The organism is Gelidibacter maritimus (assembly GCF_014062315.1).
Taxonomy (GTDB): domain Bacteria; phylum Bacteroidota; class Bacteroidia; order Flavobacteriales; family Flavobacteriaceae; genus Gelidibacter; species Gelidibacter maritimus.
In genome coordinates, this window is sequence record NZ_JACGLT010000009.1 from 74,975 (window position 1) to 92,373 (window position 17,399).

At 39.7% G+C, this 17,399-nt stretch carries 15 protein-coding genes; 11 read left to right on the plus strand and 4 right to left on the minus strand.

All coding sequences use genetic code 11. The annotated features are described in order from the left end of the window. Positions 1–437 precede the first annotated feature (437 nt). A complete protein-coding gene (locus H3Z82_RS12155) occupies positions 438–722 on the plus strand; it encodes a GIY-YIG nuclease family protein (RefSeq protein ID WP_182205783.1) in 285 nt (94 codons plus the stop codon). 313 nt (positions 723–1,035) lie between these two features. Next, complete coding sequence (locus H3Z82_RS12160) at positions 1,036–1,320, plus strand: GIY-YIG nuclease family protein (RefSeq protein ID WP_182205784.1); 285 nt, start codon at positions 1,036–1,038, stop codon at positions 1,318–1,320. Between the two features lie 157 nt (positions 1,321–1,477). Here H3Z82_RS12160 and H3Z82_RS12165 read toward each other — a convergent pair whose 3' ends face one another. Beyond that, positions 1,478–2,803, minus strand: coding sequence for an MATE family efflux transporter (locus H3Z82_RS12165; RefSeq protein WP_182205785.1), 1,326 nt, complete (start codon positions 2,801–2,803; stop codon positions 1,478–1,480). Positions 2,804–2,986: 183 nt separating this feature from the next. On the opposite strand from H3Z82_RS12165, the gene H3Z82_RS12170 reads away from it, so the two are divergent. Next, the gene (locus H3Z82_RS12170; protein WP_182205786.1) at positions 2,987–3,673 is read left to right on the plus strand and encodes a response regulator transcription factor; all 687 of its coding nucleotides are present in this window, start codon (positions 2,987–2,989) and stop codon (positions 3,671–3,673) included. A 213-nt stretch (positions 3,674–3,886) separates the two neighbouring features. Next, positions 3,887–5,272 carry a HAMP domain-containing sensor histidine kinase gene (locus H3Z82_RS12175; RefSeq protein ID WP_182205787.1) on the plus strand — a complete coding sequence of 462 codons (1,386 nt, stop codon included), beginning with the start codon at positions 3,887–3,889 and terminating at the stop codon, positions 5,270–5,272. Positions 5,273–5,356: 84 nt separating this feature from the next. Here the strand turns inward: H3Z82_RS12175 and H3Z82_RS12180 are convergent, their stop codons facing one another. Next, on the minus strand, positions 5,357–6,313 hold the full coding sequence (locus H3Z82_RS12180) for a cadherin repeat domain-containing protein (protein WP_182205788.1): 957 nt from the start codon (positions 6,311–6,313) through the stop codon (positions 5,357–5,359). Positions 6,314–6,661: 348 nt separating this feature from the next. Between H3Z82_RS12180 and H3Z82_RS12185 the strand changes: the two genes are divergently transcribed. The 7 genes from H3Z82_RS12185 to H3Z82_RS12215 all read left to right on the plus strand — a co-directional run bounded on the left by H3Z82_RS12185 (position 6,662) and on the right by H3Z82_RS12215 (position 16,381). Continuing rightward, positions 6,662–7,921: a TolC family protein gene (locus H3Z82_RS12185; RefSeq protein WP_182205789.1), complete on the plus strand. Its 1,260-nt coding sequence runs from the start codon at positions 6,662–6,664 to the stop codon at positions 7,919–7,921. Continuing rightward, positions 7,921–8,925: an efflux RND transporter periplasmic adaptor subunit gene (locus H3Z82_RS12190; RefSeq protein WP_182205790.1), complete on the plus strand. Its 1,005-nt coding sequence runs from the start codon at positions 7,921–7,923 to the stop codon at positions 8,923–8,925. Before H3Z82_RS12185 ends, H3Z82_RS12190 begins: the two co-directional genes overlap by 1 nt. Positions 8,926–8,936: 11 nt before the next feature. Further along, a complete protein-coding gene (locus tag H3Z82_RS12195; protein ID WP_129017367.1) occupies positions 8,937–9,236 on the plus strand; it encodes a DUF190 domain-containing protein in 300 nt (99 codons plus the stop codon). Positions 9,237–9,288: 52 nt separating this feature from the next. After that, positions 9,289–12,432, plus strand: a complete 3,144-nt coding sequence (locus tag H3Z82_RS12200) for an efflux RND transporter permease subunit (protein ID WP_182205791.1) — start codon at positions 9,289–9,291, stop codon at positions 12,430–12,432. 424 nt (positions 12,433–12,856) lie between these two features. Continuing rightward, entirely contained in the window at positions 12,857–14,149 is a 1,293-nt protein-coding gene (locus H3Z82_RS12205) for a S28 family serine protease (RefSeq protein WP_182205792.1), read from the plus strand. A 551-nt stretch (positions 14,150–14,700) separates the two neighbouring features. Further along, positions 14,701–15,189 carry a YqiA/YcfP family alpha/beta fold hydrolase gene (locus H3Z82_RS12210; protein WP_182205793.1) on the plus strand — a complete coding sequence of 163 codons (489 nt, stop codon included), beginning with the start codon at positions 14,701–14,703 and terminating at the stop codon, positions 15,187–15,189. Positions 15,190–15,391: 202 nt separating this feature from the next. Further along, positions 15,392–16,381 carry a bile acid:sodium symporter gene (locus H3Z82_RS12215; RefSeq protein WP_182205794.1) on the plus strand — a complete coding sequence of 330 codons (990 nt, stop codon included), beginning with the start codon at positions 15,392–15,394 and terminating at the stop codon, positions 16,379–16,381. A 138-nt stretch (positions 16,382–16,519) separates the two neighbouring features. Here H3Z82_RS12215 and H3Z82_RS12220 read toward each other — a convergent pair whose 3' ends face one another. Together H3Z82_RS12220 and H3Z82_RS12225 are read right to left on the minus strand one after the other, a co-directional pair. Further along, on the minus strand, positions 16,520–16,882 hold the full coding sequence (locus H3Z82_RS12220) for a hypothetical protein (RefSeq protein WP_182205795.1): 363 nt from the start codon (positions 16,880–16,882) through the stop codon (positions 16,520–16,522). Next, positions 16,879–17,373: a thermonuclease family protein gene (locus H3Z82_RS12225; RefSeq protein WP_235982446.1), complete on the minus strand. Its 495-nt coding sequence runs from the start codon at positions 17,371–17,373 to the stop codon at positions 16,879–16,881. The genes H3Z82_RS12220 and H3Z82_RS12225 overlap by 4 nt, the downstream gene beginning before the upstream one ends. Between the last annotated feature and the right edge of the window lie 26 nt (positions 17,374–17,399).

The following is a 17,399-nucleotide window of genomic DNA, read 5'->3' on the forward strand; positions in this document are numbered from 1 at the left end:
CTCCGACGCTTCGGAGCTGGAGGCACCACCATCAATCCCGAAGTATCGGGACGGACATTCGTTCGGGTTTTTTGGTTTTAGCAGGTTTTTAATTGATTCCTGTTTCGCGCAATGTACGATAAGATGGCCCCTGGCTCCTCCGACGCTTCGGAGCTGGAGGCACCACCATCAATCCCGAAGGGTCGGGACGGACATTCGTTCGGGTTTTTTGGTTTTTAATTGGTTCCTATTTCGCGCAATGTACGATAAGATGGCCACTGGTTCCTCCGACGCTTCGGAGCTGGAGGCACCAAAATAATCTCTGATCATCTTAATTGTTTCGAAACCAATTGTTTGTTCAGGTTTATTAGTTGTTTTACTTTCTTAGCTTAGCCTAAGTACACAGATTTACGAAGTGCCTAATTGCTAATCTATTGATTGTATTAAATCCCAAACCTATGTCGCACAATCTATATATTATATACAGTAAAAGTCAAGACAAGTATTATGTAGGAGAAACTATTGACATTAACCTAAGGATAACGAAGCACAATAATCATAGCTATAAAGGAAGTTTCACGAAAATCGCAACGGATTGGAAGATTGTTTTAGACTATGAATGTTCAACAAAAGATGAAGCATTATTCTTAGAAAGATTTATTAAACGTATGAAAAGTAGAAAGTTTATTGAAAAGATTATTGAAAACAATCAAATTTTGAATGATATTCTCAACAAGCGATAAGATTCCCCTAGTTCCTCCGACGCTTCGGAGCTGGAGGCACCACCATCAATCCCGAAGGGTCGGGAAGGACATTTGTTCGGGTTTTTTGGTTTTAATTGGTTCCTGTTTCGCGCAATGTACGATAGGATGTCCACTGGTTCCTCCGACGCTTCGTAGCTGGAGGCACCAAAATAATCTCTGATCATCTTAATTGTTTCGAAACCAATTGTTTGTTCAGGTTTATTAGTTGTTTTACTTTCTTACCTTAGCCTAAGTACACAGATTTACGAAGTGCCTAATTACTAATCTATTGATTGTATTAAATCCCAACCCTATGTCGCACAATCTATATATTATATACAGTAAAAGTCAAGATAAGTATTATGTAGGAGAAACTATTAACATTAACCTAAGGATAGCGAAGAACAATAATCATAGCTATAAAGGAAGTTTCACGAAAATCGCAACGGATTGGAAAATTGTTTTAGACTATGAATGTTCAACAAAAGATGAAGCGTTATTCTTAGAAAGATTTATTAAACGTATGAAAAGTAGAAAGTTTATTGATAAGATTATTGAAAACAATCAAATTTTGAATGATATTCTCAACAAGCGATAAGATCCCCCTGGTTCCTCCGACGCTTCGGAGCTGGAGGCACCACCATCAATCCCGAAGGATCGGGACGGACATTTGTTCGGTTTTTTGGTTTTAATTGACAGATACACACTACATTATTTTAGTGGAGACGCAATGCATTGCGACTCTAATTACATATTTATTTCACCTCCAACATCCTCAAAATCCCAGGATAATAAAGCCCCAATGCAAGCCCTCTTACCACCACATAAAAAATGAACGACAGCCACAATCCTGTATTTCCGTAATAATGCACCAATAGCATTCCTAAACCAATAAATGCCACCATGGACAACAAGGTCGCGTTTCGCATTTCCTTACTTCGGGTTACCCCGATAAAAACGCCATCCAACTGGAAAGCTATAAAAGAAAACAAAATATAAAATACCGCATAGTTCTTATAATTGGAAGCTATGGTTTGCACTTGAAGATCTTTGGTCAGTAAGGGAATGATGGTATTTCCACTTATATAAACAAGCAGGGCAAGCACCACCGCAGTAGCACCAGCCAACACTGTCGATTGTTTGACCTGACGCATAAAAAGTGATTTGTTCTTAGCTCCAAAGGCTTTCCCAGCCAGCATTTCTACTACATGGGCGTAGCCATCCAAGAAAAACGCCGATAAGGTCACAAATTGCAACAACACGTGATTGGCGGCAAGCGTATGATCTCCAAACTTTGCGCCTTCATTGGCAAACCAAGCAAAGCCACTCAACAAGGCCAAGGTGCGAATCATGATATCCGAATTGACCCTAAACAAGGCTATAAGCTTGGGCATATCAAAAATTTGTGTCTTCAATTCTTGAATTCGCTCCCACGGTCGGTTAAGTTCGAGTCTTTTAAACAATATATATCCCGCAAAAAATAAGGTCAACCATTCTGCCAAAACGGTTCCGAGGGCAATACCCGTCACCCCCATTCCAAATCCGACGACAAAAGTGACATTAAACGCAATATTTAAACCGTTCAAAAACAGTTGCACCCAAAGCAATCGCTTGGTCCACCCCATACCGATGAGCGTGCCCAATAGTGAGAAGGTAATTAATGTTGCCGGTGCACCCCAAATTCGAATGTAAAAATAATCTTTAACTAAATCTTTAATTTCATCACTCGCACTCAATAAATAAACCGACAGTTCGCCAATTAACTTTTGTAATATAACCAATACCAAACCAATGGCTGCCCCAAGAAATACAGATCGGAACACCAAAGCGTGGAGCTCATCCTTGTCTTCTGCGCCCGAGGCTTGAGCGATAAACCCAGTAGTGCCCATTCTTAGAAAACCAAATCCCCAATACACAAAACTAAAAATCAGAGCGGCAAGCGCAATGGCACCCAAATCGGAAGCCGAGGCGGTTTGGCCTATCGCAGCGGTATCTACCAATCCCAATAGTGGCACGGAGGCATTGGCAATGATGATTGGGATTGCCAATTTGATGATATAGAGATAATTGTTTTGTTTCATTAAAAGATAAAGGTTGAGAATAAAAACCGCATCCGATTTAAACCTCAGCAAACCTACTTAACTTTTTAGGAAACACTTTAAAGAATTTTGATTTTTTGAGACGATAAAATGCTATGACTACAATCAAATAAGTATTATTTTGTTCCCATGTAAAAGCGCCAATGAATTTGTAAATTTGCATCTATGAGGATTTTAATTATTGAGGACGATTTGCGGGTGGCCGAACTTTTACAAAGAGGGTTGGAAGAGCACGGCTTTACCCCGACATTGGCGTATGATGGCGTCTCTGGTAAAAAACTTGCGCTACAAAATGATTACGATCTCATCATCACCGATATCATCCTGCCAAAAATGGACGGTATTGATTTGTGTAAATCTCTTAGACAATCCAAACCCAATATGCCCATCATCATGCTGACCGCTTTAGGCACCACCGATGATAAAGTGGATGGCTTTGATGCTGGTGCGGATGATTATCTGGTCAAGCCTTTTGAAATGCGCGAACTCATAGCACGGATCCGTGCGTTGCTGAACAGACGGACAAACAGCAATAACAGTTCCGTTACCATTCTCAATTATGCCGATCTCGAAATGAATTTGCATACAAAAATGGTCAAGCGCAACGGACAGGATATCAGCTTAACACCGAAAGAATTTAAGCTTTTGGAGTATATGCTTAAAAATCCTGAGCGCGTGCTCTCGCGAACTGAAATTGCCGAAAAAGTCTGGGATACGCATTTTGATACCGGCACCAACTTTATCGATGTCTATATCAATTATTTACGCAGGAAAATAGACCGAGAATTTGAACACAAACTCATCCACACCAAATCCGGAATGGGTTTCGTATTGAAACGGGAAGACAGTTGATTTTTTTTAAAACAGGCTGAAAGTCTGTTTAATTCGTGAAATGGATCGCGACCTATTTTTTCAAAACTTTTAGGAAGAAATCCGTGACTATCCGTGATCCCGACTGATATCGTAACGTGTCTAAAACTTTTCCAGAATTGGGCGGTATACACTAAATAAATAAGTTTAATTCTAAATGAGACTAATAAACACTTTTAATTTTTAATCCCTATTTTGAAAACCAGAACACGACTCGCCTTATTATTTACAGTAATTACTGCCACCATTTTATTGGCCTTTGCAGCTGTGATTTATTTTTCCACCCAAGAAAGTCGCGAACGTGAGTTCTATGCTTTGCTTAAAAAAGAAGCCGTCACTAAAGCCAACTTGGTTTTTAATGCTAAAGTTAATCCACAGACCCTACAGGATATCTACCGCAGTAACCGTCAAGTTTTAAACGAAGTTGAAGTGGCCATCTACGATCAGGATTTCAATTTGTTGTACCACGATGCCGTGGATATCGATTTTGTCAAGGAAACTAAACCGATGATTGACGACATATACAAAAAAGGTGAAATAAAGTTTTACCAAGAAGGTTGGCAAGTGGTGGGAATGCGATTTGAGTTTGAAGACCAAACCTATATTATTACCGCTACTTCGTATGACCAATACGGATATAACAAGTTGAACAACTTACTTAAAACCAGCATTTATGTTTTCGTTATTTCCATTGTTTTTATTTATATCGCTGGGGTTTTCTTTTCAAAAAAAGCGTTTGAGCCAATCAGTAAAATGACCGAAAAAGCACAAGAAATCACCGCGACAAATTTGGATTTACGCTTACCTTCCAAAGACAATAAAGATGAATTATCCGAACTCGCACAAACCTTTAATGCGATGTTGGATCGGTTGGAACAGTCCTTTGAGGCCCAGAAACATTTTGTATCGAACATTTCACATGAACTCCGAACGCCCTTAGCGGCAATAATTACTGAGTTGGAACTATCTCTCGGAAAAGAGAGAAAGAGTGATGATTATAAACTCGCCATCCAGAACAGTTTAAAAGATGCAAAAAAAATTGTGCGGCTTTCCAATAGTCTTTTGGATATGGCGAAAGCAAGTTACGACCCTTCTGAAATCTCTTTTAAATCGGTACGCATTGACGAGGTTTTATTGGATGCCAGGCAGCAAGTGCAACAAGCCAATCCTCATTATAAAATTGACATTCACTTTGAAAATGATTTTGAAAACGATGATCAAATTTCCATCTACGGGAATGAATATCTCTTAAAAGTCGCTTTTGCCAATCTCTTTGAAAATGGTTGTAAATTCTCGGATAATCAGCATTCAAAAGCATCCATTCTCTTTAAAGACGATAGCATCCAATTGAAATTTTCAGATCGTGGGATTGGGATTTCAGAAATTGATCTAAAAAACATCTTCAAACCATTCTATCGTGGTGACAATCAGAAATTTGCCGATGGCAACGGCATAGGCTTGTCACTTACCAAAAAGATCATCGACCTGCATCATGGTCAAATCAGCACCTCTTCGCAAGTATCTAAAGGCACGGTTTTTAAAGTCTCATTAAAAAATTTGGTGGATTTGCCTCCGCTTTAAAAAAAAGTGTTGATTTAAAAAAACCTTACTTCTGTTTGAAACAAATAAAAGTAAGGTTTTTTAAATACTCTAGTCAATTTATAACTACCACTGTTTTTGGGTTGTACTTAAACCCTGATACAACAATCTTCCACCGTAGGATTGGTCTAAGTTTTTTCGATCACCGTTTTTATAGACATACTTGTCATTTCCCGTCAAATTCACATAACCGATCTCACTTCCTGATGGTTTATAAAATGCTAAATACCCCGTATCATTTGCCTGGGTATCATTTCCCTTTAGAACAAAATAGAGATCTTCATTAATTCCAGAATGTTTTGGCAACGCATATCCCAAATCAGAATATCCTTCAGTTACGGAGGCAGTTGACAGTTTGATTTTTGTATTATTACTATTATCAACTGAAACAGCATGATATTTTATCGCAAAAACATAACTATCCTTTACCATTGAACTATTGATTGCGTTTGCTAAGGTAGCTTCTGAAGAGCTGGTTCCGTTTATTGGCGTTCTATTATAATTAGCATCAGATGTCACCACTTTGGACACCTTATTTAAATTATTGGCCAAGCTATTGTATTCCTTTTTACTAATTTCAATCCAGTCGCCATCAGAAGCATTCTGATAATCTTCCTTAGAATCTGACAACCAATGTTCAATATCATCTAAATCGTTCAGATTAATAGTCACATTAATATTTTTTGAAGTTCCTGACGTAATTACACTGACTACCGCAGTAATGACCGGATGGGTTTCAAAATCGAATAACACTGGATTCGCAACTTTCAATTCTCCTGTATCAGAAACTATACTGATAGCTCCAGCGGGTTCTTGCGATACAATCCCAAAACTCAGAGTCTGTTCACTGGCCGCTTGTACAGTACCAATACTTTCTCCATCTGTTGGGTTTTCATCAAAATTGACCGTGAAATCTGTTGTATTAATTCCACCGCTATTAGAATCGTCATCGCTACTACATGAAAATATAGTCAATAAAATGGTTAAAATTAAAAATTTCGAATACTTAAAAATTGTTTTCATAATGGGGTTTTTTTAAAGATTTGTAACTCCACAACAATACAAATTTAGGCTCCCAAGCCCAATACGGATTGTATGCTTGGCTGTAAATATTGTATAGTTGGTAGCATCTATGTATAGTTGGTAATTATCCCAACATAAAGTGCATAAACACAGCCAGCTCATAATCAGAAAACTAGGACTCTCGATGATTTCATGAAATTTTTGACATGCATAACTTATTTTAAGCTTAAAGACCTTTCTAATGAAATTCTAATAATTTTCTATGGGTTCTCTAACTGACAAATAGAGAAATGAGGTCAATATTTGTAATTCTATGCAAACCGAAAAAGAATTCACTAAAAAGCTGACATGACCTTCATTTTTAAAATATTTCTCTATTTAGCTATCGTTGTCGGAGGATTACAGTCTCTACATGCGCAAACACCATATACTTTGGAAAAGGTCTTAAAAACGACAAGGCTCAACAATCCTATTTTGAAATCTGAGCACTATAATGTAGCTATTGCTGAAAGTGATATCCTAAGTGCTGAGTTGCGGCCGAATCTTGTATTGAGCAATGAAACCATTCAGATTGCCAATTCGTCAGATTTTGAGAATAGCACGAATTGGGGCCATCCTAAAAACCGTGAGGTCCTTTGGCAATTATCCAAGACCTTCCAAATTATGGGTCAGCGTCAAAACAAAATTGAGGTCGCTCAGAAAAGCGCCCAATTATCACAAAAGGAATACACCGAAATAGAAAGTGCCGTGCTTTTTGAAGTGGCCCAAAAATGGAACGACGTTTGGACCGCACAGAAACAACTGGAACTTATAAAATCTGCAAAAGATAATATTGACAGTTTGGTGATCACCAATCAACATCGGTTCAGAAATCAAGTCATCACCCAAACAGACGTTTTTCGAACGGAATTATTAGCCAAACAATATGCCTTACAATACGCTACAGAGCGTCAAGAATTGGCCAATCGTAAAAAGGAGCTTCAATTTATTATGGGTATTCAAGATACTATCCAAATTGATACCTCGGAAGATTTAGGTAGATACGGACTGACTTCCTTAAACGAATTGTTACAGCAATCGATGGAGTTTCGAAGTGATATCCAAGTTGCCAAATCCATGATTGAAGTTTCTGAAAGCAATATCCATCTGCAAAAAAGCATGGCCTATCCACAACCTGAAATTGGCGTGATTTATAATGCACAAAACAAAGTACCCCATTTCGGATTTGCCGCGTCCATCGATTTACCGTTTTTTGATCGGAATCAAGGTGAGGTCAAAAAATCACTTATCCAAAGAGATCAGGCTGAACAGCAATTTCACACCCTGCAGACCCAACTTCAAACTGAAATCACCACGGCTTATGAAAGTCATCGAGTTCAGCTACAAAATATAAAAAATTATCAATCGGTTTTGGAGCAATCACAAACCATTTTAGATAATATAAAGTACGCCTACCTCCGAGGAGGCACCAGCATCGTCGATTTCCTGGAAGCCCAAAGCAGTTGGCTGGAAACGCAAGAACAATACAACGACGTTTTAGAGCAATACCGTCAAAGTCACATACAACTGCTGTACGTAGCAGGTTTAATCAATCAATTAGCACAATAATGAAGAACGTAATTTTCACCGCTTTTGTTTTACTGTTGTTGTCCTCCTGTGGCAGCGAAACCAAAACAGAACCGACCCATAGAGCCTCACCCGTTATCACCAATGGTGGGACGACCATTCAATTTCCAGAAGCTGCACACTTGGAGTTTTTCAAGACGGAGCATCTCAATAACGATACGCTTTCGGCAAAATTTACGGCACCGGCAAACGTCGCCGCCACCGTATTGCCATCACGCGAAGGTGCAGGACGACATCTGATTTTGTTCGAAAACCCTGAACTATCGAGCCATTATACACAGCTGAATCAATTACAGATCAGCATCAATCAGATTGCCAACGTCAACCTCAAGCAGCGTCAGTTGGAATTGGAACGAACAAAAGATTTGAGTGCTCACGGCGTCGCAACAGGTCAAGATCTGATGGATGCTGAAAGTGCTTTGACCATGGAGCAAAGCGCACTTTCCAATGAGAAAGCAGCCCTGACTGAACACGAATCCAAATTGATTTCCGAAGGATTTTCACCTGATGTCTTGCGAAAAGCAAAGGCGGGAACGGCATTCCTGATTTGTGATATTCCAGAAAATCAAATCGGAAATATTAAAGAAGGTGACACGTGCGATATTCGATTCAATGCCTTCCCGAATACCGAATTCACTGGAAAAGTGGATGCCATTGCCGACGTTGTCGATCATAGCACACGCATGGTCAAAGCGCGAATTATCGTCAATAATTCCTCTAAAAAACTGAAATCAGGCATGTTTGCCAATGTGAGTTTTGATCTGAGCGATGACCATAATGTTAGTGTCAACAAGAATGCACTGGTCACGGTCCAGGGCAAGCATTATGTATTTATAAAAACTTCCGAAAACGAATTTGAGTGTAAAGAAGTCAAAATCGGTCAACATATTGGCGATCGGATTATCATTTTTGATGGCATTTCTGCCGATGATGAAATTGCCATTGAAGGCGTTTTACAGCTTAAAGGTCTATCGTTCGGATATTAAAAAATAAAAACATGTTACAAGCACAAATTTTCATCGATAAAGACGAACTCAAAGGCGTCAAACCTTTACATGAGTTTATTATGAATTTACTCATAGACAATGGGATTGCAGGTGCAACCTCCGTGATGGGATATTCGGGTTTCGGCAGACATCATCGATTGAAACAACCTTCCCGACTATTTTCCTTTGATGAAGCATCCATGCTGATCACCTTTGTTGATTCTGAAGAAAAAGTAAAAACAACATTAAGCGTTCTAAGAGAACAGTATCGCGGCGGATTCATCATCACCCACCGGGTCGATCTCTGGTAGATCATCTTTACCTCCTCCAAATAAAACATTTAATTTTTAAATCATTTTTCCTGTGATTAAAAATCTCCTCATATTTTCACATAAAAACCGCCCTTTGGTAGTCGTTTTAAGTCTACTGATCATGGCCATCGGGTATTATAGCTTTACTGAACTTAAAATTGAAGCCTATCCGGATATTGCCGATACCAACGTGATTGTGGTGGCGCAATACCAAGGTCGCGCTGCCGAAGAAGTGGAGCAGCAAGTCACCATTCCTTTAGAGCGGGTACTGCAAGACGTACCTAATGTCATTGACCGAAGAAGCCGAACCATTTTTGGACTTTCTGTGGTTCAACTGACATTTAAGGATGATACGGACGATTATTTTGCACGTCAACAAGTGATGGAGCGACTCGCAAGCGCCGAATTACCAGATGGCGTTATCTCCGAATTGGCGCCACTTTCCACCGCTGTGGGTGAGATTTTTAGATACGTGGTAGAAGCACCGCCAAGCTATTCGCCTACGGAGTTAAGGGATTTACAAGATTGGGTCATTGAACCGTATTTACTACAAACCAATGGCGTTGCCGATATTACCACCTTTGGAGGTCCGTTAAAACAGTTCCATATTCTTATTGATCCTGACAAACTCCGCAAATACGATCTGTCGTTTTCTGATATTGAAGAGGCTGTGGTTGCCAACAACCATAACACAGGAGGCAATATCATGGAACGCGGCGGTCAGGGTTTTGCCGTACGCGGTTTGGGTGCCATAAAAGGCGAAAAAGACATTGAGAATATCGTCTTAAAAGTGGTTAATGGCGTACCAATATTTATACGTGATGTGGCGAGTGTAGAAATTGCACCTCCGCCGCCGAGTGGCGTTTTAGGTTATTCGGTACCTGACGAAAATATCGAGGTCTACAATGGCGTAGAAGGTATTATTTTACTTCGGAAATTTGAAAACCCGAGTGAAGTTCTGGTAGAACTCAAACAGCGTATTGCCGATTTACAAGCAAATGAACTCCCGCAAGACGTGACCATCCGAACGCTATATGATCGTGGATTTTTAATTGATCACTCGTTAAATACTGTGGGATGGACCTTGTTTGAAGGTGTGAGTATTGTGGTCATCATCCTAATTTTCTTTTTGGGAAGTGTCCGAAGTGCTTTAGTTGTGGCCTTGACCATTCCATTTTCAATGTTATTCGCGTTTATCATTATGCGATTCACAGGAATTCCAGCCAACCTCCTCTCGTTGGGCGCTATTGATTTTGGAATTATTGTGGATGGCGCCGTGGTCATGACCGAACATCTCATTCGGAAATACCGTACCTCAACCCCTGAAGAACGCAAAAGTGGGATTGTTAGAATTACCCTATTGTCTGCCCAAGAAGTTGGTCGTGAAATCTTTTTCTCAGTAACGATTATTATTTTGGCTTATCTACCAATTTTATTAATGACACGTGTAGAAGGCAAACTGTTTTCGCCAATGGCATTAACGCTATCGTTTGCCGTTTTAGGATCGATGTTGGCAGCACTGACTTTCATTCCTGTGGTCATTTCGTATGTGTACAGTAAAACCATGTCGCAACCCGACAAAAAATTCAAAGAACCTAAAAACTTTGTCCTTACATTTTTAGAAAAACAGTATGTCAAGGTTTTGAATGTTTTTACATCACATTACAAAAAAACCGTGGTCATTGGGTTTGCCATTGTACTGGTCTTGATTTCTTTTGGAACGAAGTTAGGCTCGGAATTTTTACCGGAATTAGATGAAGGGTCGATTTTTCTGCAAGCCAACTTTCCAGCAGGAATCACCATTGCAGAAAATGCGAAATACGCACCTAAAATCAGAGAGGTGATTTCCAAATTCCCTCAAGTGTCCTATGTCATTACACAAACCGGACGTAACGACGATGGTACGGATCCGTTTCCAGCCAATAGAAACGAGGTATTAGTTGGCTTAAAGGATTATTCTACTTGGAGTGATACGCTTTCAAAAAACGAATTGGTGCAAAAAATGCGCAGCGATCTGGAACATGAATTCCCAGGGGTTGCCTTTGCTTCCGGACAACCTATTATTGACCAGGTGATGGAAATTGTAACGGGTAGTGCTGCCGATTTAGCCGTCTCCATTGTTGGTGATGATCTAATCATGATGCGCGAAAAGGCTGAACTCATTTCGGAAATTATGCGTGGAATGGAAGGAAGTGAAGGAGTAAACATTGAGCAAGAAAACACCCAAGACCAATTGGTGATTAATATCAATCGGGAGCAGGCGGCACGTTATGGAATTAACGTAGCAGATGTTCAAGATATGATTGAAGCCGCTATTGGTGGCAAGGAAATCTCTGTCTTGTATGATGGTGCCAAACGCTATGATATTGTGGTGCGCTATCTTCCAGAATACAGAGAGAACATTAATGACTTAAAAACCTTGTTGATTCCTTCAGCTACTGGCGCATTGATCCCGATGGATCAATTGGCAGATATTGGTTACGTGGACGGACAAACCAACATTTACCGTCTTAATAATAAACGTATGGTGACGGTGCGTGCCAACATCCAAGGCAGGGATCAAGGCGGCTATGTGAAAGAGTTACAGGATAAAATAGAGGCACAAATAGATATCCCTAAAGGTTATGAGATTGTTTATGGCGGACAGTATGAAAACTTGGAACGTGCCGGAAAGCAGCTGGCATTTACCATTCCGCTGACCTTAGTTCTGGTGATTGCCTTTTTATTTATGTTGTATAAAAACTTCGGACACACTTTAATCACGGCCAGCTGTATTCTATTTGCTTTGGCGGGAGGCGTCATTGCCTTGCTGCTTAGAGGCTATTATTTTAACGTCTCTGCTGGCGTTGGATTTGTTTCTATTTTGGGTATTTCGGTGATGGCGGCCGTATTATTGGTCTCCGCATTGAACAGAGCCTCCGCAAATAAACCGCTGAGCAAAACCATGATTACAGCAACCTCAAAGGAGCAATTAAGAGCGGTATTGACCATTCTTGTTTTGGCCATTTTCGGATTGGTACCAGCAGCCACTTCAAGCGGCATCGGTTCGGATGTTCAAAGACCGTTGGCAACAGTGATTATTGGTGGATTGACGAGTACCTTAGTGTTTGCGCCACTTATAATTCCGCCATTGTATTGGTGGGTGAATAAGCCGAAGGGAAATGACGTTGAAGTTGAAATTGAAAATGAAGAGTAGTCCCTAAACAAAGACCTTTCAGGTTTTTAAAAGCTGAAAGGTCTCGATCATAGGTTCGACCCCGCTGGGGTCAGGATCAATCTACATGCTAGATTCTATAAACGTTTGAATCCTACGGATTCAGGATATCGGCTATTTCAGTTGCGGGGATTTATAATGGTTTTGATTTGTTTTGTAACCTATTGTTGGCAAAAAAAACATCTTCGTCCGATCACAAACAAATCTCGTAGAGACGGAATCTTTGTAACAAAATAAAAATTACCTGTGACCTCAGCAGGTCGATCAAAATATCAACACACGTATGGGTCCACTGAATTCATATCAATAGCTTGAAATTTTAGACATATTTAAAATTTTGAGCCCGTTTTCTCCGAGTAGTTCTTAATTTTACCAAAACACATCTTTACTCTATTTCAAAGTACTTATGAAAAAATCAATATGCACTGTGCTTTTAATCTTCGGATTATCATCTTTTTTAAATGCGCAATCAGAGACACTGGAACAACTCCTTTACGAATTGCCCGATGTTATTTTCACAAAAATTGAAACTCCCGATAATTATGAAGCGGCTTATGAATTAAAGATTAAACAGCCTCTTGATCATAAAGACCCTTCCAAAGGCTATTTTTATCAAAGAGCTTATTTGTCCCACAAAGATTTTAAGCTGCCCACAGTGATGATCACGGAAGGTTACACTGCTATCAGAAATAGGGTTGATGAATTAACGCATTTTATCGATGCTAACCAGCTCAGGATTGAGCATCGCTATTTTGGAAAAAGCAATCCCGCCGAAACCGATTATCAATACTTGACTTTAGAGCAAGTTGCCGCCGATTTACATCACATCAACACTCTTTTCCGAAATTTATACCCGATAAAATGGGTATCTACAGGGCGTAGCAAAGGAGGTGCAACGACCTTATTTTACCGCTATTTTTATCCTGAAGATGTTGATGTTAGTGTCAATTATGTGGGACCAATCAATACGTCGTTTGAAGAGCAACGTGTTTATAAGTTTTTAGATACTGTAGGAACTGCAGATTGTCGTAAGAAAATCGAAAAATTCCAGAGACATGTTTTAGAAAACAAAGACGAGATTCTACCACTAATGAAAGCTTACAGCGTGGGTGCCAAAGCGAATTTCACTTATCAAAATATCGAAAAAGCCTTTGAGTTTTCAGTGATGGAATACCCGTTTTCATTTTGGCAATACGGCTCAGACTGTGATTCAATTCCTGATGAAACCGCTTCTGCTTATGATTCCTTTTTATACTTAACCCAAGTGTCGGATATCACCTTTTTTAGTGATCAGACCATGACGGATTATGCCTCTCATTATTATCAATCGGCCAACGAATTTGGTTATTACGGTTATGACACCAGTAAATTCAAAGGACTTTTGGACGAACTACCTACCGATAAAAATCCACATGCCGCTTTTACACCTAATCATATGAAGGTTCCGTATAACGACAAAGCTTTAAAAGGACTTAATGCTTGGCTTCCTAAGCATGGTAATAAAATCATACATATTTATGGAACTTTAGACACTTGGTCTGCTTCAGCTGTGCCAAAATCTGATAAAGTGGATGCCTTATGGTTTATGATGAAAGGAAAACATCACGGCACGGCAAATATCACAGAAATGACACCAAGTGAGAGAGAAAAACTCACAAAAGCATTGGAACGTTGGCTAAATATTAAAATTGGAAACTAAAATTCCTTTATATTTTTGAAGGCGTTTTTGATTAGTGTTTTATCTTATCTTTAAGGATTGTTGGTGGAAAACACTAACATTGACGTCTATCATCAACAATGACCGAATCAATATCCATAATATCGACACATTAACTCCAAATTAAAAAAAGTGGAAAGCACGCCTGAAAAAAGAGTCGCACTGATAAATAATGTGGCGAGAATAACAATTTTTTTTGGTGAACGGAAATTGACATAATTCAGCACCACTTGAAAAATCAAGGCAATAGATTGCGCGATCAACATTCGTTTGGCACAGTCTATAAAAGGCTCTTTGTAGTACACAAAATATGTCGCTAATATTAAACCGATATACAGTGCGGTGATTACAGATACCACTGTCTTTGGGAATCTAAATCGCTGAAGGTTTGTCATGAGAACCAGCTTTACTCCAAAGATAGTGAATCAGGAAACACACATCCTATATTATACAGTCTAAAAACAAAAAACCTACTAAGAATTCTGTATGAGATTCATAAAAATTTCTTAGTTTGAGCACAAATACTTGACAACATGAAAATCCTATATATCCACGGCCTTAACGGTAGCCTAACCCCCGAAAAACGAGAAATTTTAGAGCGCTACGGTAATGTTGAGGCGCCATCCATTGATTATGAAAACAGTCCAGATAGCATTTTATGGCTGCATGATCAATATAAAGATGCCAAATTTGATCTGGTCATGGGCAGTAGTATGGGCGGATTTGCGGGCTATCATCTATCAAAATTACTGCAATTACCCGCGTTGGTATTCAACCCCGCGCTGGCCGAAAGAAGCGTGCCACAAAATCTACCTGCTACACCGGAGACCAATAATGACCACATCTCTATTGTATTAGGCTCAAAAGACACTGTTGTCAATCCTAAAGATACGCTCCACTTTTTGGGCGATTTATTAATGCAGGAACAAGATTATAAAATCAGCATCAGGCACGACTTGGAACATCGGATTCCGTTGGATGTTTTTGAGGAAGAAGTGGTGAGATTTATGGGAGGCTTGTAATTAAGATTGTTGGTAGAAAACACCAACAATGGTGCTGTTGATTGAGAGCATTTCGGGCATCACAATTTATAAACAGTATTTCTTCAGTAAATTCAATTACCGCCAAGAGATACTAACACTATCAAACGTCCTGAATCTTTGATATTTTATCACATTCATAACGTCTATGCTCCTTATATTTGCACTAAACCCAACGACTTAAATGCTCAAAAAATCACCAATAGACACTTTTGTCATCGCCATTGTCATTAGTATTGTCATTGCATATTTCTTTCCGCAGCTCGGCGCTTCTGACAGCCCCGTACCGATGAATTTCATTAGCAGTTTGGGTATTTCCTTAATCTTCTTTTTTTATGGTCTGAGCATGAGCTCTCAAGCCATTAGAAACGGACTTAAAAACTGGAAACTGCACATCTCCGTTCAAACCTCAACCTTTGTGCTCTTTCCGCTGCTGATTTTACCTTTTTTCCCGTTGGTAAAAGACACCTCCTATGAATTGCTTTGGTTGGCTTTCTTATTTATGGCAGCCCTACCTTCTACCGTGTCCTCGTCGGTGGTCATGGTCTCCATGGCAAAGGGCAACTTGCCTGGCGCCATCTTTAATGCCAGCATCTCAGGGATTATCGGAATTATTCTGACACCTCTATGGATGATGCCGTTTATAAAGCAAACGGATGTGACATTCGACTTTTCTACAATTTACTTCCAACTGATTACCGAGATCGTCATTCCATTGATATTGGGATTGTTGCTCAGACGATTCCTTGGTGCATGGGCACAGAAAAACAAACGCACCCTGAATAAGTTTGATAAGTCCATCATATTATTGATCATTTATAAAAGCTTTGTACAGTCCTTTGAAGACGATATTTTCAGTAGCGTCAGCCTACTCGAAATGATAGCCATGGTCGTCTTAGTGCTATTTTTATTTTTCTTGGTGTATTTTTTAACCGGTTGGATTGGGAAATTATTAAAATTCAATCATGCTGACCAAATCACCAATCAGTTTTGTGGCACCAAAAAATCGCTAGTTCATGGCACGGTCTTCTCTGAAGCCTTATTTGGTCAAACGGGTATCGTGGGCATTATGTTATTGCCGTTGATGTTTTATCACGCCCTGCAGATTTTGATCATCAGTGTGATTGCGACGAATAAAGGGAGAGAACAAATGGAAGCGGTGGACAAGCTATGAGTGCCCGCCTCCGCTAGAGCTAAGGAAGGGTGGCCAGTGTTCCCGCCTCCGCCAAAGCCACGGACGGGCAGGCAGTGCTTTAAGCGATCATTAAAAATCACAACCACCTAAATTTTAATGAACTAATAAAAGAATGTTTTAATGTTGATAACAGCGCCCATTTACGCTTTTGGTCATGCGTTTACAGCGTGCTCCGGCTTTCGTTTTCCCAGTACATTGGGTGCTTTCGGTAGTTTTCACGGTTGGGGTGGTGGTAGATTTTGTCGATGTAGATCTGATGTCTAACGATCTCACATTGGCAGTTGGTTTGCATATTAAACAGGCAGTATAATAAAGATCTATCGCCTTTTCAAAAGTGATTTCAGTTTTGGAGTTTTTCAGGTAATGGCAGTTGGATTTATGATATTTCTTACCCGTTTTAGTGACGTAAACGGTTTGCGCTGAGAGCTCACAAACAAATGTCATTACCCCGATAAACAGGAAAAGTCGAAATAGTTTCATTCAGATTTCACTTTTTTCTTCTTTTTAGAACTACGCCATTCCCAAGGTGCTATGGGCTGAGGATCTTGCCAGAGTCCCACTTTAGCAGCTTTGGCCTTATCTTCCATTTCCTGTAAGATTTTATCCTTTGAGTATTTTACATAATGCCAAGCCAAGCCATTTTTAACCAATTCATGGCACAAGCTTAAAGAGTCATTATAGATCACGTTGCTGATATAACGTCTATAGCGATCTGTTTTCTGGATGTTGATGGTCACCATTTTACCGAAAATGGCATCGGCGGTGAATTGTGTAGCCTTTGCAGAAAAAGGCTGCTTTTTTTCTGGGCAGTCAATATTGGCCAATCGCACTCTAACCACTGTCGAATCAAGCGTAAGGAGTTTAAAACTATCGCCATCCATGATGCCTACAACCTTTCCGGTTAGTGATTGGGAGAAGACAATGGCACAAAAGCATTGAAAAACAACAAACAGTATAATATGCTTAATCAAAAAGAGGTCTTTAAATTTCTCACAAG

Bases quoted from the DNA above. Each gene is read 5' to 3' on its own strand.
- H3Z82_RS12155 (WP_182205783.1), top strand. From the start codon at position 438: ATGTCGCACAATCTATATATTATATACAGTAAAAGTCAAGACAAGTAT.
- H3Z82_RS12160 (WP_182205784.1), top strand. From the start codon at position 1,036: ATGTCGCACAATCTATATATTATATACAGTAAAAGTCAAGATAAGTAT.
- H3Z82_RS12165 (WP_182205785.1), bottom strand. From the start codon at position 2,803: ATGAAACAAAACAATTATCTCTATATCATCAAATTGGCAATCCCAATC.
- H3Z82_RS12170 (WP_182205786.1), top strand. From the start codon at position 2,987: ATGAGGATTTTAATTATTGAGGACGATTTGCGGGTGGCCGAACTTTTA.
- H3Z82_RS12180 (WP_182205788.1), bottom strand. From the start codon at position 6,313: ATGAAAACAATTTTTAAGTATTCGAAATTTTTAATTTTAACCATTTTA.
- H3Z82_RS12185 (WP_182205789.1), top strand. From the start codon at position 6,662: ATGACCTTCATTTTTAAAATATTTCTCTATTTAGCTATCGTTGTCGGA.
- H3Z82_RS12190 (WP_182205790.1), top strand. From the start codon at position 7,921: ATGAAGAACGTAATTTTCACCGCTTTTGTTTTACTGTTGTTGTCCTCC.
- H3Z82_RS12195 (WP_129017367.1), top strand. From the start codon at position 8,937: ATGTTACAAGCACAAATTTTCATCGATAAAGACGAACTCAAAGGCGTC.
- H3Z82_RS12205 (WP_182205792.1), top strand. From the start codon at position 12,857: ATGAAAAAATCAATATGCACTGTGCTTTTAATCTTCGGATTATCATCT.
- H3Z82_RS12210 (WP_182205793.1), top strand. From the start codon at position 14,701: ATGAAAATCCTATATATCCACGGCCTTAACGGTAGCCTAACCCCCGAA.
- H3Z82_RS12215 (WP_182205794.1), top strand. From the start codon at position 15,392: ATGCTCAAAAAATCACCAATAGACACTTTTGTCATCGCCATTGTCATT.
- H3Z82_RS12220 (WP_182205795.1), bottom strand. From the start codon at position 16,882: ATGAAACTATTTCGACTTTTCCTGTTTATCGGGGTAATGACATTTGTT.